General features: G+C 70.7%; 23 protein-coding genes. 21 read left to right on the top strand and 2 right to left on the bottom strand.

From position 1 onward, the window contains the following. The first annotated feature begins 181 nt into the window (after positions 1 to 181). The 4 genes from TR33_RS02095 to TR33_RS02085 all read left to right on the top strand — a co-directional run bounded on the left by TR33_RS02095 (position 182) and on the right by TR33_RS02085 (position 3827). Positions 182 to 1579 (top strand): GH1 family beta-glucosidase, encoded by a 1398-nt coding sequence (locus TR33_RS02095; protein WP_042281034.1) that lies wholly within the window; start codon positions 182 to 184, stop codon positions 1577 to 1579. A 143-nt stretch (positions 1580 to 1722) separates the two neighbouring features. Beyond that, positions 1723 to 2754, top strand: a complete 1032-nt coding sequence (locus tag TR33_RS02090) for a LacI family DNA-binding transcriptional regulator (RefSeq protein ID WP_042281032.1) — start codon at positions 1723 to 1725, stop codon at positions 2752 to 2754. A gap of 132 nt (positions 2755 to 2886) precedes the next feature. Beyond that, entirely contained in the window at positions 2887 to 3111 is a 225-nt protein-coding gene (locus TR33_RS27080) for a hypothetical protein (protein WP_081536532.1), read from the top strand. A gap of 50 nt (positions 3112 to 3161) precedes the next feature. Beyond that, the gene (locus TR33_RS02085) at positions 3162 to 3827 is read left to right on the top strand and encodes a hypothetical protein (protein ID WP_042281031.1); all 666 of its coding nucleotides are present in this window, start codon (positions 3162 to 3164) and stop codon (positions 3825 to 3827) included. A 9-nt stretch (positions 3828 to 3836) separates the two neighbouring features. Here the strand turns inward: TR33_RS02085 and TR33_RS02080 are convergent, their stop codons facing one another. Next, positions 3837 to 5030: a M15 family metallopeptidase gene (locus tag TR33_RS02080; RefSeq protein WP_042281028.1), complete on the bottom strand. Its 1194-nt coding sequence runs from the start codon at positions 5028 to 5030 to the stop codon at positions 3837 to 3839. A 610-nt stretch (positions 5031 to 5640) separates the two neighbouring features. Here TR33_RS02080 and TR33_RS02075 point away from each other — a divergent pair. From TR33_RS02075 to TR33_RS02015, 13 genes are all read left to right on the top strand, one after another. Next, positions 5641 to 8865 (top strand): sensor histidine kinase, encoded by a 3225-nt coding sequence (locus tag TR33_RS02075; protein WP_084570173.1) that lies wholly within the window; start codon positions 5641 to 5643, stop codon positions 8863 to 8865. A gap of 232 nt (positions 8866 to 9097) precedes the next feature. Further along, the gene (locus tag TR33_RS02070; protein ID WP_014909276.1) at positions 9098 to 9499 is read left to right on the top strand and encodes a roadblock/LC7 domain-containing protein; all 402 of its coding nucleotides are present in this window, start codon (positions 9098 to 9100) and stop codon (positions 9497 to 9499) included. 98 nt (positions 9500 to 9597) lie between these two features. Further along, positions 9598 to 10014, top strand: coding sequence for a DUF742 domain-containing protein (locus TR33_RS02065; RefSeq protein ID WP_017534121.1), 417 nt, complete (start codon positions 9598 to 9600; stop codon positions 10012 to 10014). A 34-nt stretch (positions 10015 to 10048) separates the two neighbouring features. Next, a complete protein-coding gene (locus TR33_RS02060; RefSeq protein ID WP_014911310.1) occupies positions 10049 to 10645 on the top strand; it encodes a GTP-binding protein in 597 nt (198 codons plus the stop codon). Between the two features lie 90 nt (positions 10646 to 10735). Further along, positions 10736 to 12439 carry a DUF885 domain-containing protein gene (locus TR33_RS02055; protein WP_084570172.1) on the top strand — a complete coding sequence of 568 codons (1704 nt, stop codon included), beginning with the start codon at positions 10736 to 10738 and terminating at the stop codon, positions 12437 to 12439. 144 nt (positions 12440 to 12583) lie between these two features. Beyond that, positions 12584 to 13159, top strand: coding sequence for an HIT family protein (locus TR33_RS02050; protein ID WP_042281022.1), 576 nt, complete (start codon positions 12584 to 12586; stop codon positions 13157 to 13159). Between the two features lie 129 nt (positions 13160 to 13288). Continuing rightward, on the top strand, positions 13289 to 13915 hold the full coding sequence (gene pgsA, locus TR33_RS02045; RefSeq protein WP_014909638.1) for a phosphatidylinositol phosphate synthase: 627 nt from the start codon (positions 13289 to 13291) through the stop codon (positions 13913 to 13915). A 43-nt stretch (positions 13916 to 13958) separates the two neighbouring features. Further along, positions 13959 to 14891 (top strand): phosphatidylinositol mannoside acyltransferase, encoded by a 933-nt coding sequence (locus TR33_RS02040; RefSeq protein WP_042281020.1) that lies wholly within the window; start codon positions 13959 to 13961, stop codon positions 14889 to 14891. Further along, positions 14882 to 16111 (top strand): glycosyltransferase family 4 protein, encoded by a 1230-nt coding sequence (locus TR33_RS02035; protein WP_042281017.1) that lies wholly within the window; start codon positions 14882 to 14884, stop codon positions 16109 to 16111. The genes TR33_RS02040 and TR33_RS02035 overlap by 10 nt, the downstream gene beginning before the upstream one ends. 17 nt (positions 16112 to 16128) lie before the next feature. Beyond that, entirely contained in the window at positions 16129 to 16671 is a 543-nt protein-coding gene (locus TR33_RS02030; RefSeq protein ID WP_042281014.1) for a hypothetical protein, read from the top strand. Between the two features lie 216 nt (positions 16672 to 16887). Then, complete coding sequence (gene pdxS / locus TR33_RS02025) at positions 16888 to 17799, top strand: pyridoxal 5'-phosphate synthase lyase subunit PdxS (RefSeq protein ID WP_014910757.1); 912 nt, start codon at positions 16888 to 16890, stop codon at positions 17797 to 17799. 144 nt (positions 17800 to 17943) lie between these two features. Further along, positions 17944 to 18552 carry a pyridoxal 5'-phosphate synthase glutaminase subunit PdxT gene (pdxT, locus tag TR33_RS02020; RefSeq protein ID WP_042281011.1) on the top strand — a complete coding sequence of 203 codons (609 nt, stop codon included), beginning with the start codon at positions 17944 to 17946 and terminating at the stop codon, positions 18550 to 18552. Further along, positions 18549 to 19295 carry a YebC/PmpR family DNA-binding transcriptional regulator gene (locus TR33_RS02015; RefSeq protein ID WP_014910458.1) on the top strand — a complete coding sequence of 249 codons (747 nt, stop codon included), beginning with the start codon at positions 18549 to 18551 and terminating at the stop codon, positions 19293 to 19295. The genes pdxT and TR33_RS02015 overlap by 4 nt, the downstream gene beginning before the upstream one ends. A 100-nt stretch (positions 19296 to 19395) precedes the next feature. Here the strand turns inward: TR33_RS02015 and TR33_RS02010 are convergent, their stop codons facing one another. After that, entirely contained in the window at positions 19396 to 19821 is a 426-nt protein-coding gene (locus TR33_RS02010; RefSeq protein ID WP_042281008.1) for a PPOX class F420-dependent oxidoreductase, read from the bottom strand. 159 nt (positions 19822 to 19980) lie between these two features. Here TR33_RS02010 and ruvC point away from each other — a divergent pair, with 159 nt between their 5' ends. The 4 genes from ruvC to yajC all read left to right on the top strand — a co-directional run bounded on the left by ruvC (position 19981) and on the right by yajC (position 22900). Then, positions 19981 to 20529, top strand: a complete 549-nt coding sequence (gene ruvC, locus TR33_RS02005) for a crossover junction endodeoxyribonuclease RuvC (RefSeq protein ID WP_014911013.1) — start codon at positions 19981 to 19983, stop codon at positions 20527 to 20529. 48 nt (positions 20530 to 20577) lie between these two features. Next, a complete protein-coding gene (ruvA, locus tag TR33_RS02000) occupies positions 20578 to 21195 on the top strand; it encodes a Holliday junction branch migration protein RuvA (RefSeq protein ID WP_017534115.1) in 618 nt (205 codons plus the stop codon). Between the two features lie 27 nt (positions 21196 to 21222). After that, positions 21223 to 22278 (top strand): Holliday junction branch migration DNA helicase RuvB, encoded by a 1056-nt coding sequence (gene ruvB, locus TR33_RS01995; RefSeq protein WP_014913526.1) that lies wholly within the window; start codon positions 21223 to 21225, stop codon positions 22276 to 22278. Between the two features lie 313 nt (positions 22279 to 22591). Beyond that, positions 22592 to 22900: a preprotein translocase subunit YajC gene (yajC, locus tag TR33_RS01990; protein ID WP_187294470.1), complete on the top strand. Its 309-nt coding sequence runs from the start codon at positions 22592 to 22594 to the stop codon at positions 22898 to 22900. The last annotated feature ends 36 nt before the right edge of the window (positions 22901 to 22936 follow it).

The following is a 22936-nucleotide window of genomic DNA, read 5'->3' as shown; positions in this document are numbered from 1 at the left end:
GTCGGCCGCCCCGCACACGGCCGAGGACGCGCGGTCCCGGCGACGCTCGGGGCCGCGCCCGAAAGATCACGGTTGGGTTGCGTCCGGGTTCGGGTGCGTTGACGCGTGGGTAGGGGTCTGCTTCGGTATTGGGAGCGCTCCCACCTCTGTTTCCTCCCCACGGAAGGTACGTGTGCCACAAGTGAGCAAGCCCGACGATTTCCCCGAGGACTTCCTCTGGGGGGCGGCGACCGCCTCCTTCCAGATCGAAGGGGCCACCACCGCCGACGGCCGCGGTCGCAGCATTTGGGACACCTTCGCCGAGACGCCGGGCAAGGTGCTCAACGGGGACACCGGAGACCCCGCCGACGACCACTACCACCGCTACGCCGAGGACATCGGGCTGATGCGGGCTCTCAATCTCGGCGCCTACCGTTTCTCCATCGCCTGGCCGAGGATCCTTCCGGAAGGGGAGGGGAAGGTGAACCAGGCCGGACTCGACTTCTACGACCGGCTGGTCGACGCCCTCCTCGAAGCAGGCATCCGCCCTTGGGCCACCCTCTACCACTGGGACCTCCCCCAGCCCTTGGAGGACCGCGGCGGTTGGCCGGAACGCGACACCGCTCTGCGCTTCGCCGACTACGCCACCGTCGTGGCCGAGGCCCTCGGCGACCGGGTCGGCGACTGGATGACCATCAACGAGCCGTGGTGTTCGGCCTTCCTCGGCTACGACAACGGACATCACGCCCCCGGTCGCCGTGACACCGCGGCGGCCCTGGCCGCCACCCACCACCTCCTGCTCGGACACGGCCTGGCGGTGGAGGCGATCCGTTCCACCGGGCACCCGGCCCGGGTCGGACTGGCCCACAACCAGGCGGTCATCCGGGCGAACGGGGCGCACGCCGCGGACGTGCGGGCGGCGCGCCGGGCCGACGGGGTGCGCAACCGTATCTTCACCGACCCCCTGTTCAAGGGCTCCTACCCGGCCGACGTGCTGAAGGACATCGCCCACATCAGCGACTTCTCCTTCGTCCGGGAGGGCGACCTCGCCATCATCTCGGCTCCGATCGACTTCCTGGGGGTCAACTACTACACGCCCGAGTTCGTGGCCGGCTCGGACCGGGGGCTGGACCCGGCCGGGGTCGACGGCGGGGGCGGTGCCTGGCCCGGCGCCGAACCGGAGGAGGTCCACGTCTCCCAGGGGCTGCCGGTCACGCAGATGGGCTGGGAGATCGACCCGCGAGGGCTCTACGACGTCCTTCAACGCCTGGCGGGGGAGAGCGGCGGGATCGACCTGTACGTGACCGAGAACGGTTGCGCCTTCGAGGACCGGGTCTCCGAGGACGGCGCGGTCCACGATTCGGAGCGGACCGACTACTACGAGGCGCATCTGAGGGCGGCCAGGGAGGCCGTCCACGCCGGAATCCCGCTCCGCGGTTATTTCGCCTGGTCCCTTCTGGATAATTTCGAGTGGGCATGGGGGTACTCCCGCAGGTTCGGGATCGTGTACGTGGACTACGAGACGCAGGAGCGCGTGGTCAAGGACACGGGACACTGGTACGCGGAGTTGGCCGGGACCGGTAGGTTCCCCGAACGGTGATCCACGAGTGATCGCGGGGCGCCCTCGGGGGCGCCCCGTACGCGTGACCGACGGAACGGATCCCACCGTGGCGGGCCCGTGCCCTCCCACGTCCACCGTCCGGAACGTCCGGGCGGAGGTACAGACGTCCAAGGAGCCTCGAAGTGGCCAAGAGCGGTGGTCGACAGCGGCCGACCCTGGAGATGGTGGCGCGGCGGGCCGGGGTCGGTCGGGGCACCGTCTCCCGGGTGATCAACGGATCCCCCCAGGTCAGCCCGCGCACCCGCGAAGCCGTGCACGACGCCATCGCCGAGCTGGGCTACAGCCCGAACCAGGCCGCGCGGACCTTGGTCACCCGACGTACGGACACGATCGCCCTGGTGGTGTCCGAGTCGCGTGATCGCCTGTTCGAGGACCCCTTCTTCGCCGACATCATCCGCGGGGTCAGTTCGGTGTTGAACGAGCGCGATCTCCAACTCATGCTCACCACCGCCCGGGGCGAGGCCGAGCACAAGCGTGTGGGCGACTACCTCAGCGGTTCGCACGTGGACGGGGCCCTGCTGGTCTCCCTGCACCGCGACGACCCCCTCACCGCGCGTCTGGCCCAGGCGGGCGTACCGGTCGTGCACGGTGGCCGGCCCTACTCGGACGCCCAGCCCGCCCCCTTCCGGGTGGACATCGACAACGTGGACGGGGGGAGGGTGGCGACCCGCCGGTTGCTGGAGACCGGACACGTCCGGGTCGGGACGATCACCGGCCCCCAGGACATGAGCGCCGGTGTCGAGCGGCTGCGGGGCTACCGGGAGGCCATGGCCGAGGCCGGGCGCGACGTCGACGAGCGGCTGGTGGTCCAGGGCGGGTTCAGCGTCGAGAGCGGAAGCGAGGCCATGGCACGCCTGCTCGACCAGGGCGGACGCCCGGACGCGGTCTTCGTCGCCTCCGACATGATGGCGATCGGAGCGATCCGCACCCTGCGGGAACGCGGTCTGAGCGTGCCCGACGACGTGGCCCTGGTCGGCTTCGACGACGCGCCGATGGCGCGGCACAGCGATCCGCCGCTGACCACGATCCACCAGCCCACGGACCGCATGGGCCGCGAGATGGCCCGGCTGCTCGTGGACGTGGCGATCCCCCGGGCCGCCGAGGCGGAGGCGATCACGCTCGACACCCGTCTGGTGGTCCGCGGGTCCGGATGAGCCCGGGTCCTGATCCGGACTCCGGGTCCGAGACCTCCGCTGACCCGGACGTTCGCCCCGTTCCTCCCTCTGGACTCGCGGGCACGGCCTGTGCAAGGCTGGTCGCGATTTCGGGGGAGGCGATGGGAGCGCATGGATCCGACACGGGAACCGACCCATAGCCGGTGCGCGATATCCACGTGCGGCTGGTGCGACCGGGACGGGATCGACTGCCGATTCTGCTCCGGGACGGGGTGGTGGCGGCCTCAACGGCCGCATCGGGAGTGCAGCGGCGTGATCGTCTGGCATCGTGTGGACGAACCCTGCCGAGGGTGTGCGGGTACGGGCAAGGAGCACAGCCCGGTCCCGGCGCCCTGAGACGCGGGGTGGGGAGGGTTGTTCGCGGTACGTCAGGGGGAGTGGGGACATTGCGTTGGGTCACCTATCTGTCACCGAGCGGTGGCGGGGCGAGAGCGGGGGCGCTGGACGACGGTGACGTCATGAGCGGGCCCGGGACACCGCCCCTCGACCGCCTTCTGGAGGGCGGGTTCGAGGCGTTGCGCGAGGCCCACGCACGCGCGGTCGATGGGGCCATCGAGATCATCGTGGAGCCGGAGACGCGCATGTGCTCTCCGGTCGCCCCCCGCGAGCCGGTGGCGGTGCGGTTGGGGGACCGGGACGTGGAGATCCCCCCGGAGCTGGTGGTCGGCGCGGACGACGCCGTGGCCCCCGAGGCGCGGGTCGCCCACGCGGGGGTCGCCGCGATCACGGTCGGCGAGGAGAGGGCCGGGGCCTATACCCCGGCCTGTCTGTGGCTGGACGCCGAGGGGGTCGCGGTGCAGCTGAGCCTGGGCCCGGTCCTGACCACCGCCGACGAGCTCACCGAGGGCTCGGTGGAACCGAACACCTCGGTGGACGACGTGGAGAACGGCAGGGGGAGGGTGGACCTCTCCGACCCCTGGTTGACGTCGGGTCCGGGCCGGGTCCGGGCCCGGCTCCCGGCGGTCACCCCGCCCTTGGAGGCGGACGACGAACTGTTCGTCGACGTGGGCGAGCTGGGCTCCTTCGAGGTGAGGGTCGGCTCCCAGGTGTGACCTCCAGGGTCAGGGCGTGTACTCCCAGTGCCAGGGCTCGAATCCGTCGCGTGCCCAGTCGGGGTTCTCCCAGCCGTACTCGGGGGCGTGGTCGAGCATCCACCGATGTTCGGCGCTGTCCAGGACGTCGACCCGACCGCACAGGTCCACGGCGACGCCCAGCCCGTGCGCGCTCGTCCCCGGCCTGGCCGCCATGCCGGGCAGCATCTCCTGGAACAGGCGCACCTGCTCGTGGTAGGGCCGGTAGGAGTCGGTGACGCACATGGGCCTGCCGAACTCCTCGCGATAGGCCCCGTCGAGTTCGACGAAGGCCTCCGCCGCGTCGGCCCGTAGGACCTCCCCGGGCTGGGGGAGGGGGCACAGGGCCGAGTCGGGGACACGGCCGTTCCCGAAGTCGCCCGGATCCCGGCCCTCGCAGACCCCGCCCGCGCTCGACGTCGCGTCGGAGGCCGGGGCGTCGTTCTCCTCCGAGGAGCCGTCACCGGCCGCGCGCGCGTGCGATCCGTCCGCCGAGGACGGCCTCCCGGCGTCGGTGATGGCCTCCTCGAGCGCGGTCTGTCGCTTCAGGAGCTCTCGGGCCTTCTCCTCCTGCTCGGCGATGGCCTCCTCCGCCTCCTCGCGGGCCCGGGCCGCGGCCTCGGTGGCCTCGCTCCGCTCCTCCTCGGCCTTCTCCGCGCTTCCGGCCAGGGTCGCGGTGGCCACGCGCGAGGCCTCCGCGCGGTCGAGGGCGGCCGAACGGTGCTCGCCCAGTAGAGCGAGGTAGGCGCCGCGTTCCAGGAGGCCGACGGGGCCCTCCGGGCCGGTCCAGGCGCGGGCGGGGGACAGGTCCTCGCCCTTGTAGGCGCCCGCCGCCTGCCTGGCGGCCTCCAACCGACGTTCCCGATGGAGCCTCGTGGCGGTGTCGGCGCGGGAGACGGCCGCCTCCCGCGCCTCGGTGGCCTCCTCCAGGAGTTCGGCCTCCCTCTCGTAACGCGTGATCATCTCTCCGGCGTGCTCGCGCAGGTCGGCGACCTCGGCGCGGGCCGACGCCAGTTCGACCCGCAGCGTGTGGAGGCCGCTCTCGTCGGAGGTCCGCGCGGCGGCGGGGGAGGGGACGGCAAGGGTGAGGAGCAGGGCGGCGCTCAGGGGAAGAAGGGACGTGACCGGAGCGAGGCGTGGGGGACGAGGGCGATGGACACTCCGGGCATTCGTTTCATTGCACACTGTGATCGATTTCGGACGCGGTGCGGCGCGCATCTCCGCCTCCCCCTCAGGGCCTGCGTACATGTCCTGTCACGATGTCACGGGTCATCGTCCTTGATGGGGAAGTCGGGGGTGTGTCCAAATAGTTACCTCTATGTCCGGAGGGTTTTCGGTCTCCCCGCCTGACCTGGGGGGTTGGTCATAATGCGGACAGAGGGGGCGTTATGGGCCTCCGGGGTTCGAAGTTTCCGTGCCGATCGGCATCAAACGACCGAAGCGAGTGCTTCGCTCCCATTGGTACGCTATCCACCGCACGCGCACCTCAAAGCAGTCGGTGCGCGGCTCCTCTCCTCCCAGGCGAGTCCGGCGGACAGTCTTCACATCTCCCCACATTCCCACCGCTTCCTGTTTTCCGGTGGACCACGTGGTCTCTACCGATTTTCCGATCCGGAGCGGTCCAACCCCTGGGTTCAACAGCCGTTCGAGGCGGTGACACGAAAGGTTGCGAGGGTCCGTGTCGACACGAGCGACGAAGAACGCGGCCGCTGCCCCAAGCGAGGCAACGCAGGCCGACAACGCCGAAGCCACGCCCCGGCGCAGAGCCGACTGGTGGCGGCCACGTAACTGGCGGGTGCGCTCCCGACTGGTGGCCCTCATCGTCATCCCCACCGCCGTGGCGCTCGCGCTCGGTGGCCTGAGGGTCTACGAGGCCTCGGTCTCGACCGTCACCCACGCGCACATCGAGGACCGGGCCGACGTCGGTGTCCTCATCGTGGAGCTGGCCAACCAGCTGGGGCGGGAGCGTACCGCCAGCGCCGTCTACATCTCCGACAACTCCGACCCCACGCGTCGGTCGGACGCGCTCCGTCAGGAACTCGACGAGCAGCGGGACGCCTCCCGGGACCTCCAGAGCACCCTCATCGCCCGTCTCGACGACATGGGCGAGATGGACGGGGACCTGGCCCAGGGACGACTGTCCACCATGCGCAGTCAGCTCTCCACCGTCGACGACCTGCGCTCCGAGGTCGACGAGAGCCGCATCACGGTCCTGCCGGTGGTCACCAAGTACCGGACCATCATCCGCTCCCTCGCCGACTTCAACCAGACGATCGCGGACGAGACCGACGACACCGACCTGCGGGAGAGCGTGCGCGCGCTCACCGCGCTGTCGAACGCCCGGGACCAGCTCTCCTACGAGACCGCGCTGATGGGTCACTCCCTGACCCGTAACTCGATGACCGGCGGTATCTCCGAGGCCATCGACTCCAGCCGCGCCCGCTACGAGAACGAGATCTCCAACTTCGTCCAGGCGGCCCACCCGGACCAGCGCGCCATCTTCGACGAGCACTTCACCGGCCTGGAGGTCAGCCAGGTCTCCACCATGCGCATGCGCGTCATGTACCGCGCGGACCGCGGAGACGACCTGACCGGCGTCACCGCCAACGACGGCCCCGCCGACTACCAGGAGATCGCCGACGTCGCCCTCGAACGTCTGGAGACGGTCGAGACCGGTCTGGCCGAGGGCATCGCCGATGACGCCAACGAGCTGCGCGGCGCCGCCCTGCTCCGCACGATCATCGACCTCGTCATCGTGGCCGGCGTGCTCCTGGCGGTCTTCGTCCTCACCTCGCTCGTGGTCCGCTCCCTGGTGCGCCCGCTGCGCACCCTCCAGGACGGCGCCCGCCGCGTCGCCGAACGCGACCTGCCCGACGCGATCAACCGGATGCAGGAGGCCGGAGCCGTCCCCGAGAACGCGCGTGTCACCCCGATCGAGGTGGACACCCGCGACGAGATCGGCGAGGTGGCGCGGGCCTTCGACGACGTCCACAGGGTCGCCCTGACCCTGGCCTCCGACGAGGCCGCGCTGCGCAGCAACGTCAACGCTATGTTCGTCAACCTCTCCCGCCGAAGCCAGACCCTGGTGGAACGGCAGCTCCGTCTGATCGACGGTCTGGAGCAGTCCGAGCAGGACGCCGACCGTCTGTCCGACCTCTTCCAGCTGGACCACCTCGCCACGCGTATGCGTCGCAACAACGAGAACCTGTTGGTCCTGTCCGGTCAGGACAACACGCGCAAGTGGGCCCAGCCCGTTCCGCTGGTCGACGTGCTGCGAGGCGCGGTCTCCGAGGTCGAGCAGTACGAGCGCGTCAACGTGCGCGCCCCCTCCCACATCTCGGTACTGGGACGTCCGGTCAACGACGTCATCCACCTCGTCGCCGAGCTGGTGGAGAACGCCACCGCCTTCTCCCCGCACGACACCGAGGTGCTGGTCAGCGCCAAGATCCTGGACGGCGGAGCCGTTCAGGTGGACGTGACCGACAGCGGTATCGGCATGGCCCCCGACGACCTGGCCGCGGTCAACGCGCGCCTGGCCGCCCCGCCGGTCATCGACGTCGCGGTCTCGCGCCGCATGGGTCTGTTCGTGGTCTCGCGCCTGGCCCACCGTCACGGCATCAAGATGACCCTCCAGGAGGCGCACGGCGGAGGCACCACCGCCTGCGTCGTCTTCCCGCCGGACCTGCTCATCACGCCGGTCGAGGGCCAGCACGCGCTCGGTGGCCCCGAGGCCCGTCCCGAGCTCTCCGCGGCCGTCCCCGACACCTTCGCCGACGCCGAGGCGGCCTTCGCGGCCACCCCGCCCGCCGTCGAGCCGGACGACCCCTGGAAGAACCAGGACGCGTCCTCCGCGCCGAGCGACCTCGGTGGTCTGCCCAAGCGCACCCCCGGTGGCGGTCTCTCCGAGGAGCACCCGCCCAGCGGCCAGGACCTGTGGGGCAACGACACCGGCACGAACTGGGAGGCCCCCGCCCGCGCGGAGGGGCTCTCGCCCAACAGCGGCCTCCTCGGCAACGACACCGGGTCCGTGGTGGACCCCTACGACACGCCCGAGGAGGACGAGCCGCAGTCGGAGAACACCGGCCGCAGCCTGTTCGACCCGGCGCCCCGGAACACCGGCTCCACCGGAGGCCCGGACACCGGCTCCTTCCGACGTCCCACCGACACCGGAACCTTCGGCCGGCCGGCATCGGACACGAGCGCCTTCCGCAGGCCCACCGAGGCCGAGCGTCGCGAGGTCGACTCCTACGACGCCTTCGGTGGATCGGGCTCTCGCGGCGGGTCGAACGACACCGGCGCCTTCGACACCGGAACGCACCGGACCAGCGCTTTCGGCGCCTCCGAGCCGACCCCGGAGCGGGGGGACGACAACACCGAGACCTTCCCGGCCCTCTCCTCCTGGGACACCGAGAGCCGTTCGGAAGGCACCTCCGGCCCCGGTCGGGTCGACCCGACCGAGCCCTCTCGGACCGCCGCGAACGAGAATCGCGAGGGCTACGGTTCCACGGCCTACCTCTCTCGCCGTTATGGTGGCACCCAGGGACCGAACAACACCGTCGTGCCCCCCACGCCCGCCGGTGAGGGTTCCGACTCGCTGCCGATCTTCGACGCCATCGAGTCGAACTGGTTCAAGCGTCGCAGTGGTGGTCCGACGGTGGACGCCACGGAGACCGGACCGATCCCGCAGGTCCCTGCGGCGGAGGAACGGCCCGCGCCGAAGGAGGAACCGGCCCCGAGCGGACAGAACGCCCGTTCGGAGCAGGAATGGAACTCCGCGGCCGACCGCGGTTGGAAGGCCGCGCGAACCGCCGCCGAACCGCTCGCCGGTGGTCTGACCACTTCGGGCTTGCCAAAACGTGTTCCCAAGGCAAACCTTGTCCCAGGGACCGCGCCCAAGCCGGAGAACTTCAAGCAGATGCCCACTCGGAGCGCGGACCGGGTCCGGAACCGCTTCTCCGGATTCCAGAAGGGTGTCCGGGAAGGCCGTAACCGGCTCGGTGAGAGTTCGACGGAGGAGTGACCCAAGTGGCCACTGGTGGGACGGGGTCCCCCGCAGTCCTGGAAGCCGGATGCAATAGCATCTACCGAGCTTCTCGGACGCATCACACCCATCGCTTGACGAGAGCGGAACACCAGACTCCCGGTCTCCCCCACCGGAGGGGCCGGGCGGTTCGCAGAGGCAGTGCTGTCACATGCCGTGCCGGCGGTAGCAGTGCCCGAAGACCAGCCGGCGAACTTGGACAGGAGATCAGATGAGTCGACAGGTCAATGAACTCAACTGGTTGATCACTGACTTTGCCGACCGGGTACCGGATGTCGCCCACGCGATCGTCGTCTCTTCTGACGGCCTTCCGTTGGCGTCGTCGGCGGGATTCCCGGCGGATAGGGCCGACCAGCTGGCGGCGATCGCCTCCGGCCTGTCCAGCCTCACCCAGGGCGCGGCCCGGGTGTTCGAGGGTGGAGCGGTCGCCCAGACCGTCGTGGAGATGGAGCGGGGGCTGATGCTCATCATGGCCATCAGCGACGGTTCCTGTCTGGCGGTCCTCGCGGCCGCCGAGAGCGATCTGGGTCTGGTCGCGTACGAGATGACCCTGCTCGTCGAGCGGGCGGGGCGGGCGCTGACACCAACGGCGCGCACCTCGGGAATCCACTGATCCACCACCGACAGGAGGAAGTGGTGGCACCTCACAGTAGAGATGCCGGGAGCGCCTCGTGGTTCGGTCAACAGCCGGGTCATCCCCCCACCGGAGGGATGCCGGCCGTGCCGGGCGGCGGAGATGTTCCTCGACCAATCCAACAACCGTATGACCAGAGATCCGCGCCGGGTAGCGCACCCAGTTCGCTGGTGCGTCCGTACGCGGTCACCAAGGGCCGTACCAAACCGAAGTCACAGCTTCCCCTGGAAGCGCTGATCTCGGCCACCGCGGCGGCTCGTAACGAGTCGGGCACGCTGACGCCTGAATGGCAGGCGATCAGCGACCTGTGTCGGGAATGGCGATCCGTGGCGGAGATCTCCGCCCTGTTGCGGATGCCTCTCGGTGTGGCACGGGTGCTTGTGGCGGACATGTCCGAGCAGGGACTGGTCCAGATCAGGTCTTCGCTCAACAACGACGATCGCCCCAACACCAACCTGCTTGAAAGGGTGCTCAGTGGACTTCGCAAGCTCTAGCCCAGCCGAGGAAGGCGGTGCTGGGGGGAACGCGATGACGTCGGTCAAGATCGTCGTCGCCGGGGGCTTCGGTGTCGGGAAGACGACATTCGTTGGCTCCGTCTCCGAGATCGTGCCGCTGACGACAGAGGCGGTCATGACCAGCGCCAGCGTCGGTGTGGACGACCTCGCCAAGACGCCGGACAAGCAGACCACCACCGTCGCCATGGACTTCGGTCGTGTCTCCCTCGACTCGGATCTGATCCTGTACCTGTTCGGCACCCCCGGACAGCACCGGTTCTGGTTCATGTGGGACGACCTGGTCAAGGGCGCCATCGGTGCCGTCGTGCTGGTGGACACCCGTCGTCTGGCCGACTGCTTCCCCGCGATCGACTACTTCGAAGAGGCGCGCCTGCCCTTCATCGTCGCGATCAACGGGTTCGACGGCTACTATCCCCACGCCGCGGACGAGGTCCGGGACGCGCTCACGCTCAGCCCGGAGATCCCCATCGTCCAGGTGGACGCCCGTGACCGGGCCTCCACCAAGTCGACGCTCATCACCCTCGTCGAACACGCCATCACGGTGGGGGACCCCGAGGGCGCCGCAGGGCAGCAGCCCACCTCCACCGGGGGCCAGACCTCCTGGCGCTGACCCTGGTCACCCCGGGCCGGGGTCCCGCACAGAGCACGGCCCGGTTCCCGCTCGTCGGGAACCGGGCGTCCGTGCCGGCATCATGACCGGATGAGTTCTTCCTCCCGTCCCGACGCCGAAGCGATGATCCGACGATTCCGCGAGGTCGCGGAGGGGGTGCTCGACGCCCTGCTGGACCAGGCCCCGGAATGGGCCCTGGACCTCGGCGACACACGTGGCGCCCATCGCCTGACCGACCACTCGGCGACGGCGGACGCGCGCCGTCTGGCGATGCTCACCGACGCCCTGGGCTCCCTGGACGAGATCGACCAGGACCTGTTGCCGCCCGAGGACTCCGTGGATCTGGAGGTCCTGCGCTCCCGGGTCGCGGCCGACCTGTGGTCCACCTCCGAACTGCGTCCGCACACCTGGGATCCGCTCGTCCACTCGCCGGGCGAGGCCCTGAACCCGCTGATCGAACGCGCCCTCCTGCCCCTGCCCGAACGCCTGGAGGCGTTGGCCTCCCGCTGCGCGGCCCTGCCCGAGTACCTGTCCACGGCCCGCGAGCGTCTGTCCGAAGGCCCCGGCATCCCCAGGACGCACGCCGAGACGGCCCTGGCCCGACTCTCCGGTGTCCGTTCCCTGCTCACCGACGCGTTGCCCGCCCTGGCCCGGAACGAGCCCTCCCTGCGGGGACGGATCGAGCCCGCCCGTGAGGCGGCCCTGGCCGCGGTCGACGAGTACGCCTCCTGGATGCGGGCCGAGGCCGAGTTCGCCACAGCCGACCCCCGGTTGGGCGAGCGGGCCTTCGCCGCCCGCCTCTGGTACACCCTGGACTCCGAGCTCTCGCCCGAGGCCCTGTTGGTCCGGGCCGAGAGCGACCTGCTCGCCACCGAGGAGGAACTGGCCGAGGTGGCGGCGGAGTACGAGGGCGGCCCCCGCCGTCCGGGCGGGGCCGCCGAGGTATTGGACTCCCTCGCCCGAGAGCACGCCACCGACGCCGACACGGTCCGGCCCCTCGCCGAGCGGGCCCTGGCCCACCTGGACCGGAGGGTGCGCGAGCTCGACCTGGTCACCGTGTACGACGATCCGGTCGAGGTGGTGCCCATGCCCGAGGCCCTCAGGGGCGTGGCCGTGGCCTACTGTGAACCGTCCGGACCCCTGGACCCGTCCGCGGCGCACAGGCCCACCCTGGTCGCCGTGGCGCCTCCGCCCGCCGACTGGCCGACCGCGCGTCGGGAGTCCTTCTTCCGTGAGTACAACGGCGTCATGGTGCGTGACCTCATGGTCCACGAGGCCATGCCCGGCCACGCCCTTCAACTCGCCCACTCGGCCCGGCACGAGGGCTCCACCCGGGTGGGTCGGGCGCTGGCGAGCGGGACCTTCGTCGAGGGCTGGGCGGTGCACGCGGAGACGCTCATGGCCCGCCACGGTTGGGCGGGCGGTACCGACCCGGACTCCCATCGGCTGAACCTGGAACTGCGGCTGGTCCGGCTCAAGATGCGGTTGCGCATGATCCTCAACGCGATCCTGGACGTGCGGGTGCACACCGGGGACATCACCGAGCGCGAGGCGATCGCCCTCATGGTCGAACGCGGGCACCAGGAGGAGGGAGAGGCCTATGGCAAATGGCGCCGGGCCGAACTGACCAGCGCGCAGCTGTCCACCTACTACGTCGGCCAGGCCGAGGTCGCCGACATCGCCCGCGACCTGGAGGCCGCGCGTCCGGAGCTGTCCGAACGCGAACGCCACGACGCGATGCTCGCTCATGGGAGCCCGCCCCCGCGTCACCTGCGCACCCTTCTGGGCCTCTAGAGGGTACGGGCGACCGGAGGATCGTTCTCCGACCGTTCCACGGTCGGTCACCGCACGACGGTGTGCTCCGGTGCGCCCGCTCCCGGGCGCTTCTATGCTGGGACGCGAAGTACGAAACCGGTCATCGAGGGGGACGGACGAGCCATGCGCGGTGCCGACGACGAACCCGAGGACGGTACGGAACCCCACCCCGGAGCGGGGACCGGCGACCCCGACGGTCAGGATCGGCTGTGGACCCCGCATCGCATGGCCTACATCAAAGGCGAGGGCAGGCCCACCGGTCCCCGTGCCGAGGACGGCTGTCCGTTCTGCCGCGCGCCCGGCCTTGACGACCCCGAGGGTCTCGTGGTGGCCCGGGGCGAGACCGCCTACGTGGTCCTCAACCTCTACCCCTACAACAGCGGGCATCTGCTGGTCTGCCCGTACCGGCACGTCTCCGAGTACACCTCGCTGGACGAGGAGGAGACCGTCGAGGTTGCCGCGCTGACCCGTGCCGGTCTGACCGCGCTCACCGAGGCCTACCGCCCCCAGGGCTTCAACGTCGGCATGAACCTCGGTACCGTGGCCGGTGCCGGTATCGCCGCCCACCTCCACCAGCACATCGTTCCCCGCTGGGGCGGCGACACCAACTTCATGCCGGTGATCGGCCGGACCAAGGTGCTACCGGAGATGCTGGAGCAGACCCGGGCGACGTTGGCCGAACACTGGCCTCGGGGGTGACCCCGTCCTGACCCGGGCCCCGAACGACCCCGGCCCGGCGACGCGCCACCCCCAGCGGGTGCGGCTCCCACCCCCACGACCGTTCCCGCCCTACGATCACAAGAAGACATGCTGAGAATCCTTCGTCCCATGATCTCCCGGGTCACCGCTCCGCTCGGCCGGAGCCTGGCCCGGATCGGCCTGACACCGAACATCGTCACCATCATCGGTGCCGCGGGTGTCGTCGTCAGCGCCCTGTACTTCTACCCCCGCGGCCAGCTCTACGCGGGATCGGTGGTCATCACCGTCTTCGCCCTCTTCGACATGCTCGACGGCGCCGTGGCCCGCGCCAAGGACAGCGCGAGCGCTTTCGGGGCGTTCCTCGACTCCAGTCTCGACCGGGTCGCCGACGCCGCGATCCTCGCCGGGCTGATGTGGTGGTTCGTCGGCGAGGGTGACGATCCCCTGCTCGCCGGCCTCACCCTGTTCTGCCTGATCAGCGGGTTCATGGTGTCCTACATCAAGGCGCGCGCGGAGGGGCTCGGCGTCAACTGCGACGTCGGCGTCGCCGAACGTACCGAACGTCTGATCATCATCCTGGTCGCCGTGGGTCTGAGCGAACTCGGCGTGCCCTACATCCTCGCGGGCGGTCTGTGGCTGTTGGCCGGGATGAGCCTGATCACCGTCCTCCAGCGACTGGTGGAGACCCGGGCCCGTCTCAACGACTCCGAGCGCTCCCGGGACGAGGAGACCGACAAGGCCGACAACGACGCCTGAGCCGTCGGACACGGGAAACGGGAAGAGGACGAGGGAACACGTCGTGGACGAACGCATGGCCGACCTGGCCTACGCGGCCGGGTGGACACTGGTCCGCCGCTCACCGGAGCGGGCGGGCCGGGCGGTGTTCCGTCGGCTCGCCGATCGTGACTGGCGAGCGCACGGAGGCGGTACCCGGGGACTGGAGCGCAACCTGCGCAGGGTCGTCGGACCGCACGCCACGGACGCGCAGCTCAGGGCTCTGTCCAAGGCCGGGATGCGCTCCTACATGCGTTACTACTACGAGCTGTTCCGACTGCCCGCGATGGGACGCGAACGGCTGCTCTCCCAGACCCGACAGAGCGGTATCGAGGTCCTGGAAGGGCACCTGAAGGCCGGGCGCGGGGTCGTCGCGGCCCTACCGCACATGGGGAACTGGGACCACGCCGGGGCCTGGATCGCGGCCCGGGGCACCCCGTTGACCACCGTGGCCCAGAGGCTGAACCCCGAGAGCCTCTATCGACGTTTCACCTCCTACCGGGAGTCCCTGGGCATGGAGGTGCTCCCGCTGACCGGTGGGGACGCCAACACCGTGGGAGTGCTCGCTCGACGGCTGCGCGCGGGCGGCCTGGTCTGTCTGCTCGCCGATCGCGACATCAACGGGACCGGCCTGGAGGTGGACCTCTTCGGCGAGAAGGCGCGTATGCCCTCCGGGCCGGCGGCGTTGGCCCTCAACACCGGGGCCGCCCTGATGCCGGTCTCCCTCTGGTACGACGGGCCGTTCTGGAACATCCGGGTCCACGACGAGATCCCCGTCGCCCCCGGTTCCTCTCGGAGCGAGCGGATCCAGGAGACCACCCGGACGCTGGCCCGCGTGTTCGAGGGGGCCATCGCCGAGCATCCGGAGGACTGGCACATGCTCCAGCCCGTCTTCTCCGCCGACCACGAGGCGGACCGCGTCCGACGTCGGGACACCGAGGACGGCCGGTGGGACTGAGCACGGCCGGGGGAGCGACGAGGACTTCTCCCGCCGGGATCGACACGTTGCGGGTGGGGTTGGTGTGCCCCTACTCCTGGGACGTCCCGGGAGGGGTCCAGCAGCACATCGGCGACCTCGCGGAGACGCTCATCGCCATGGGACACGAGGTGTCGGTGCTGGCACCGGTCGGCGACACCGACCACGAACCGCCCCCCTACCTGGTCCCGGCCGGTCGGCCCGTCCCGGTCCCCTACAACGGGTCGGTCGCCCGGATCGGGTTCGGTCCCCGTTCGGCGTCCCGGGTCCGTCGCTGGATCGCGGAGGGCCGCTTCGACATCCTGCACATTCACGAGCCCGCCGCCCCCAGTGTGTCCCTGCTGTCGTGCTGGGCCGCTGACGGCCCCATCGTCGCGACCTTCCACACCTCCAACCCCCGGTCGCGCGCGATGACGGCCGGTTCCACCGCCCTGCGCTCGGCCCTGGAGAAGATCAACGCCCGGGTGGCCGTCTCCGAGGCGGCCCGCCGCACCCTCGTCGAACATCTGGGGGGAGACGCCGTGCTCATCCCCAACGGGGTCTCGGTTCGACGCTTCGCCCACGCCGAGCCCCTGCCCGGCTGGCCGGGGGAGGGCGGCTCCATCGGTTTCCTGGGCCGGCTGGACGAACCGCGCAAGGGACTGGGGGTCCTGCTGGAGGCCTTCACCCGGCTGGCCCGGGACCGGCCCGGTCTGCGGCTGCTCGTGGCCGGACCCGGGCGGGCCGACCTGTCCGAGGTCCCCGACGACCTGCGTGAACGCGTGGTCCTCCTCGGTCGCCTCGACGAGGCGGACAAGGTCCGCGCCTACCACTCCGCGGACGTCTTCTGCGCCCCCAACCTGGGTGGAGAGAGCTTCGGCATCGTCCTCACGGAGGCGATGTCCGCCGGTGCGGCCATCGTCGCCAGCGACATCCCCGCCTTCGGCGCGGTCCTGGACGGGGGGAGGGCGGGGGAGCTCTTCCGGGCCGGAGACCCCGACCATCTGGCCGATCGGGCCGCGGCGCTCCTCGACGATCCGAGGCGACGGGACCGCCTGTCCCGCGCGGCCCGGGACGCGGTGCGCGCCTACGACTGGGAGACCGTCGCCGCCGACATCGCGCACGTGTACGAGACCGTGCTGGGACGGGAGCGCTCCGGCGGAGTCCGGACCGGAGGAGGCCGCTGGGCCTCCGCCCTGCTGCGCAGGGGTGAGCGGCCCTGACCGACGACGTCTTCTTCGTGGCCGTCGTGGCCGGCGCCCTGCTGGTCCTGGTGCTCCTGGGGTTCTACCTGTCCTGGCGGGCCACCCGCCTCGACCGTCTCCACCACCGGGTGGAGACCGCGTGGGCCGCTCTGGACGCCGCCCTGTTGAGAAGGGCCGCGGCCGTACTCGACCTGGCCGCCTCCGGAGGCCCCGACCCGGCCTCGGCCCGTACCCTCGCCGAGGTCGCCGGTCGGGCGAGCCGGGCGGGGGAGGGGGAACGCGAACTCGTGGAGAGCGCGCTCTCGGTCGCCCTGCGCGACGCCCTCGACGGCCGCCCGGTGGAGGGTGTGGGAGAGGACACCCGGGCCCGTCGGGAGGAGGTCCTGCGCGCCGCGCGCGGGGTCCACCTCGCCAGGGTCTTCCACAACGACGCCGTCTCCGACACCCGACGCGCACGCCGTTCCCGCCTGGTCCGGCTCCTGCGTCTGGCCGGGACCGCCGCGCTCCCGGACTACTTCGAGATGGACGATCGGGCCCCGCGCCCCTCTCCGGGGAGAAGCGGTACGACCTCGCGGTGAATGCCGCGCGCTCCGGTTCGGAGTGGAACGGGCGCGCACAACACCGATCTGGTCAAAGGCGCCGAAACCGGTGGAACTAGGATGGTGGGTCGGTCGTTCCAGGGGACGCGCCGGGTCCTCACCCGCCCATGCGCGGTCGCCGGTCCGTACCCGAACGGACCACGCCCCGGACGCCGGGTCGAGCCAACCAGCAGACGAAAACGGGAGCCCATCACCGTGGCCAACAACGCATCGAACAGCCCCGACAACGCCGTCGGCACCCAGCGGGTCAAGCGCGGCATGGCCGAACAGCTCAAGAACGGCGTCATCATGGACGTCGTCACCCCCGAGCAGGCCAAGATCGCCGAGGACGCCGGTGCCGTGGCCGTCATGGCCCTGGAGCGGGTCCCCGCCGACATCCGCAAGGACGGCGGCGTCGCCCGCATGTCCGACCCGGACATGATCGACGGCATCGTCGAGGCGGTCTCCATCCCGGTCATGGCCAAGGTCCGCATCGGGCACTTCGTTGAGGCCCAGGTCCTGGAGTCCCTCGGCGTGGACTTCATCGACGAGTCCGAGGTCCTCACCCCCGCCGACGAGGCCTACCACATCGACAAGTGGGCGTTCACCGTTCCCTTCGTCTGCGGCGCGACCAACCTGGGCGAGGCCCTGCGCCGGATCGCCGAGGGCGCCGCGATGATCCGCTCCAAGGGCGAGGCCGGCACCGGCAACGTCGTCGAGGCCACCCGTCACATGCGCTCCATCAACGGTGAGATCAAGCGCCTGGGCACCCTCGACGAACCCGAGCTCTTCGGCGCGGCCAAGGAGCTGCGCGCCCCCTACGAGATCGTCAAGGAGGTGGCCCGTCTCGGCAAGCTGCCGGTGCCGCTGTTCTCCGCCGGCGGTGTGGCCACCCCGGCCGACGCCGCCCTCATGCGTCAGCTCGGAGCGGAGAGCGTCTTCGTCGGCTCCGGCATCTTCAAGTCCGGCGACCCGGCCAAGCGCGCCGACGCCATCGTGCAGGCCACCCTGCACTACGAGGACCCCGCCGTGATCGCCCGCGTCTCCCGCGGCCTGGGCGAGGCCATGGTCGGCATCAACCTGGACGACCTGTCCGACTCCCAGCGTTACGCCGAACGCGGCTGGTGACGCGAGGCCCCTTCGGCCTCGCCCCCGCCCGGTGTCCGAGGGCCGGGAGAGCGGTGCGACCACGCTCTCCCGGCCCTCGGCCGTTCCCGTACACCCTCCCCGCCAGTACCATGGTCCCCTTCCGTCAGCCGAGTGAGGCCGCTTTTGACCGCCGCACCCACCATCGGTGTCCTCGCCCTCCAGGGCGACGTCGCCGAGCACGTCGCCGTCCTGGAGACATTGGGCGTATCCACCGGGAAGGTCCTGTCCCCGGAGCACCTGGACTCCGTGGACGCGCTGATCATCCCCGGTGGCGAGTCCACCACCATGTCCAAACTCGCCCGCAGGTACGGCCTGATCGACCCGTTGCGCAAGCGCGTCGCGGCCGGGATGCCCGCCTACGGCACCTGCGCGGGCATGATCATGCTCGCCGACGAGATCCTCGGCGGCACGGCCGGCCAGGAGACCGTCGGCGGGATCGACATGACGGTCCGACGCAACGCCTTCGGACGTCAGACCGAATCCTTCGAGACCGGTGTGCGGATCGACGGGATCGGGGACGAGCCCTTCGACGCGGTCTTCATCCGGGCGCCCTGGGTGGAACGGGTGGGACCCGAGGTCACCGTCCTCGGACGCGTACCCGGTCCAGGCGAGGCCGGTAGGATCGTCGCCGTACTACAGGGCGGCCTGATGGCCACGTCCTTCCATCCCGAACTCACCGGCGACACGCGCATCCATCGCCTCTTCGTCGACATCGTGAAAGGACACGCATGAGCGGCCACTCCAAGTGGGCCACCACCAAACACAAGAAAGCCGTCATCGATGCCAAGCGCGGCAAGCTCTTCGCCAAGCTGATCAAGAACATCGAGGTGGCCGCGCGTACCGGTGGTGGGGACCCCGACGGGAACCCGACGCTCTACGACGCCATCCAGAAGGCGAAGAAGAACTCGGTCCCCGCCGACAACATCGAACGTGCGCGCAAGCGGGGCTCCGGCGAGGAGGCCGGCGGCGCCGAGTGGCAGACCATCATGTACGAGGGCTACGCCCCCGGCGGTGTGGCCCTGCTCGTGGAGTGCCTCACCGACAACCGCAACCGCGCGGCCTCCGAGGTGCGCGTCGCGGTCACCCGTAACGGTGGCAACATGGCCGACGCCGGATCGGTGTCGTACCTGTTCAACCGCAAGGGCGTCGTGATCGTGCCCAAGGAGGGCACCAACGAGGACGACGTCACCATGGCGGTCCTGGAGGCCGGCGCCGAAGAGGTCGAGGACATCGGCGACTCCTTCGAGATCATCTGCGAGGCCACCGACCTGGTCTCGGTGCGCACCTCGCTCCAGGAGGCCGGCATCGACTACGACTCGGCCGACTCCAACTGGCTGCCGAGCATGGAGGTCCCGGTCGACGCCGAGACAGCCAAGAAGGTCCTGCGCGTCGTGGACGCCCTGGAGGACTCCGACGACGTCCAGAACGTCTTCACCAACGCCGACATCCCCGACGAGGTCATGGCCGAGCTCTGAGCCCGGCCGCTCGATCGCGGTGACCGACCGGCCCCGGGGCCGGTGACGCCTGTGGCCGTGCCCTTCCGGGGACGGCCACAGGCGTTCGTACGTCCGACCCTCAGCCGGTCATGTTCATCGCGGCGATCACCTTGGTGGGACGCAGCCGCACCACCAGTTCGCCGGGCACCCCGTTGCGCCTTCCGAACTCCTCGGCGCGTTCGGGCCCCATGTAGCGGCGGGCGATCGCGGTGGCGGTGCGCAACAGCTCGCCCGTATCCTCCGACACCTCCGCCTCGCCCTGGACCTGGACGAACCCGTAGGGATCCTCCTCCAGGTCGACCAGCAGGGTGAGACGGGGGTCGCGCGCGATCGAACGTCCCTTGGCCGTCTCCTTCCCGGTGTTGAAGACCAGCGCGTCGCCGTCGATGACGAACCACACCGGTGCCACCAACGGACGGCCGTCGGCGGAGGTGTAGGCGACCTTGCCGGTACGCGTCCCCTGGAGCAGGAAGTCACGGACCTCGGAATCCTCGATGGAAGTCATGAGCTCACGCTAGGTCCGGAGAGGTGCCGGCCCCCGACCCCGACACGCGCCTTCGTCGCCTTCCCCGCGAGGCCGCGCGTGTGCGCGACGGCGCTGTCGTCATGCGCCGCTAGCATGGTGCGAACGAACGTTCGACGGACCGAGGGAACAGGTGACCACGTGCGCGTGCTGGGGATCGACCCGGGGCTGACCCGCTGCGGGATCGGGGTGGTCGAGGGGTCCATCGGACGCCCCCTGCGCCTGCTGTCCGCGGACGCCATCCGGACCTCGCCCGACACCGAACTCCCGCAGCGCCTCCTCGCCGTCGAACGCGGGATCGAGGAGTGGCTCGACGAGTACGAGCCCGAGGCGGTCGCCGTTGAACGCGTCTTCGCCCAGCACAACCTCAGCACCGTCATGGGCACCGCCCAGGCCAGCGGCCTCGCCCTGGTCTGCGCCGCCCGCCGGGGGTTGCCCGTGGCCACCCACACGCCGAGCGAGGCCAAGGCCGCCATCACCGGCAGTGGCCGAGCCGACAAGGCGCAGGTCGGCACCATGGTGGCGCGTATCCTCGGACTCGACGGACCTCCCAAGCCCGCCGACGCCGCCGACGCGGTGGCCCTGGCCATCTGTCACATCTGGCGTGGCGGCGCCCAGGCACGGGTCGCCCAGGCCCAACAGGACTTCGCCCGCAAGGTGGAGCTGGCCCGCCGCGCGCGGGGCCGGTGACACCGCCCCCAGGAAGGAGACGGGCGCCCCTCCCGGTGCCCACAGCAGATGATCGCGTTCCTCACCGGCCGGGTGGCCGCACGCGGCGCGGGCAGCGCCGTCATCGACGTCGGCGGTGTCGGCATGACCGTCCAGTGCACCCCGTCGGCCCTGTCCCGACTGCACGTGGGCGACGAGGGCACCGTCGCCACCAGCCTGGTCGTGCGGGAGGACTCCCTCACGCTCTTCGGCTTCGTCGACGACGACGAGAAGCACGTGTTCGAGCAGGTGCAGACCGCGTCGGGGGTGGGCCCCCGACTGGCCCTGGCCATGCTCGCCGTGCACAGCCCCGACAGCCTGCGCCAGGCCGTGCACACCGAGGACACCGCCGCCCTGACCCGGGTCCCCGGCATCGGTAAGAAGGGGGCCCAGCGCATCGTGCTGGAGCTGCGCGGCAAACTCGACGCGCCCATCGGCACCGACGGCACCCTGCCCGGGACCGAGGGCACGGCGAACGGCCGGGCGAACGGGGCCTGGCGCGGCCAGGTGGTCTCCGGCCTGGTCAACCTCGGCTGGTCGGCCAAGGACGCCGAGGCCGCCGCCTCGGCCGTGGCCGACGAGGCCGCCGACACCGACGACGTCACGGTCCTGCTGCGCAGCGCCCTGCGCAAGCTCAGCCGGATCTAGGGACCTTCAGGAGAGGAGGCGACGGACATGCACGAACGCGAGGCGGTCTCGCCCGAGGCCGACGTCGACGAACGTCGACTGGAGGGGGCGCTGCGCCCCCGCTCGTTGGAGGACTTCGTCGGCCAGGAACGGGTCCGCGAACAGCTCTCCCTCGTCCTGCACAGCGCCCAGCGACGGAATCGGGCGCCCGACCACATCCTCATGTCCGGTGGCCCGGGGCTGGGCAAGACCACCCTGGCCATGATCATCGCGGCCGAACTCGGCGTGCCGCTGCGCATCACCTCCGGCCCGGCGATCGAACGCTCCGGGGACCTGGCGGCGGTGCTGTCCACCCTTCAAGAAGGAGAGGTCCTCTTCCTCGACGAGATCCACCGCATGGCCCGCCCCGCGGAGGAGATGCTCTACGTCGCCATGGAGGACTTCCGTGTCGACGTGGTGGTCGGCAAGGGGCCCGGCGCGACCGCGATCCCCCTGGACATCGCCCCCTTCACCCTGGTCGGGGCGACCACGCGGGCCGGTATGCTCCCGGCCCCGCTGCGCGACCGCTTCGGGTTCACGGCGCACATGGACTTCTACGACGCCGACGAACTGGAGCGCATCCTGTACCGCTCGGCCGGACTGCTGGGCGCTCCCCTGGACCCCGAGGCCGCTCGGGAGATCGCCGGCCGCTCCCGAGGCACGCCCCGTATCGCCAACCGGCTGCTGCGCCGGGTGCGCGACTACGCCGAGGTGCGCGGGGACGGGGACCTCACCCTCCACAACGCCCGGGCCGCCCTCGACCTGTACGAGGTGGACGCCCTCGGGCTGGACCGACTGGACCGGGCCATCCTGGACGTGTTGATGCGCAGGTTCCGCGGCGGCCCCGTCGGGCTCTCCACCCTCGCCGTGTCGGTGGGGGAGGAGGCGGAGACCGTCGAGGAGGTCGCCGAACCCTTCCTGGTCCGTTCCGGCTTCCTGGCCCGCACCCCGCGCGGTCGGGTCGCCACCCCCCAGGCGTGGGAGCACATGGGGCTGACCCCTCCGCCCGACGCCGCCTTCGGCGCGGGCCGCGTGGAGGACGCCGCCGACACCGGGGCCGCGTGAACGAACCGTTAGCGGGTCGAACCCTGGAGGTTGGTGGTCGGTGACCCCCGCCACGTAAACTGGGCGAACCGGTCGAGAGCGGGGATCGCCCCGTGAGATGTCGTTTCGACATCGGCGGAACGAGTTGACACCCTGGTGCGTTGTACACCCCGGGTAGGAAACCGACCGCCGTGGTCGGGGCGGCCCGAAAGGTGGTCGTCGCGGGTGTCCCAACCGGCAGCCGTCGCCCACGAGAAACGTCAGGAAGGACGCCCCCGTGCAGGGCCTTACTAATCTCGCAGACGCCGCTCAGGGTGAGCAGAGCATCTTCGGCATGCTGCTTCCCTTCGTGCTGATCCTCCTGGTCTTCTGGCTGCTCTTCTGGCGCCCGAACCAGAAGCGTCGCCAGCAGGAGATGCAGATGCAGAGCGCACTGGTCCCGGGCGTCGAGGTCATGACCAAGGCGGGCATCTTCGCCACCGTGGTCGAGATCCACGACCAGGACGTGCTGCTGGAGATCGCTCCGGGCACCCGTATCCGCATGCTCAAGGCCGGTGTCGGCGAGGTCATCACCCCGGCCGCCGACGACACCCCGGTCGAGGACCGTCCCGACTTCGGCGACGACGACAAGCCCAAGGGCTGAACACCCGTCCCACGGGACGCACCACAGACTTCGGTA

This window comes from Nocardiopsis alba, assembly GCF_000710955.1.
Classification (GTDB): domain Bacteria; phylum Actinomycetota; class Actinomycetes; order Streptosporangiales; family Streptosporangiaceae; genus Nocardiopsis; species Nocardiopsis alba.
The sequence above is the reverse complement of the archived record's forward strand: the minus strand, read 5'-3'. Positions and strand labels throughout refer to the sequence as shown.

What these genes read in the sequence shown, in the direction of transcription:
- TR33_RS27080 (WP_081536532.1), top strand. Translation starts at nt 2,887, where the DNA reads ATGGATCCGACACGGGAACCGACCCATAGCCGGTGCGCGATATCCACG.
- TR33_RS02070 (WP_014909276.1), top strand. Translation starts at nt 9,098, where the DNA reads ATGAGTCGACAGGTCAATGAACTCAACTGGTTGATCACTGACTTTGCC.
- TR33_RS02065 (WP_017534121.1), top strand. Translation starts at nt 9,598, where the DNA reads ATGCCGGCCGTGCCGGGCGGCGGAGATGTTCCTCGACCAATCCAACAA.
- TR33_RS02060 (WP_014911310.1), top strand. Translation starts at nt 10,049, where the DNA reads ATGACGTCGGTCAAGATCGTCGTCGCCGGGGGCTTCGGTGTCGGGAAG.
- TR33_RS02055 (WP_084570172.1), top strand. Translation starts at nt 10,736, where the DNA reads ATGAGTTCTTCCTCCCGTCCCGACGCCGAAGCGATGATCCGACGATTC.
- TR33_RS02050 (WP_042281022.1), top strand. Translation starts at nt 12,584, where the DNA reads ATGCGCGGTGCCGACGACGAACCCGAGGACGGTACGGAACCCCACCCC.
- pgsA (WP_014909638.1), top strand. Translation starts at nt 13,289, where the DNA reads ATGATCTCCCGGGTCACCGCTCCGCTCGGCCGGAGCCTGGCCCGGATC.
- TR33_RS02015 (WP_014910458.1), top strand. Translation starts at nt 18,549, where the DNA reads ATGAGCGGCCACTCCAAGTGGGCCACCACCAAACACAAGAAAGCCGTC.
- TR33_RS02010 (WP_042281008.1), bottom strand. Translation starts at nt 19,821, where the DNA reads ATGACTTCCATCGAGGATTCCGAGGTCCGTGACTTCCTGCTCCAGGGG.
- ruvA (WP_017534115.1), top strand. Translation starts at nt 20,578, where the DNA reads ATGATCGCGTTCCTCACCGGCCGGGTGGCCGCACGCGGCGCGGGCAGC.
- ruvB (WP_014913526.1), top strand. Translation starts at nt 21,223, where the DNA reads ATGCACGAACGCGAGGCGGTCTCGCCCGAGGCCGACGTCGACGAACGT.
- yajC (WP_187294470.1), top strand. Translation starts at nt 22,592, where the DNA reads ATGCTGCTTCCCTTCGTGCTGATCCTCCTGGTCTTCTGGCTGCTCTTC.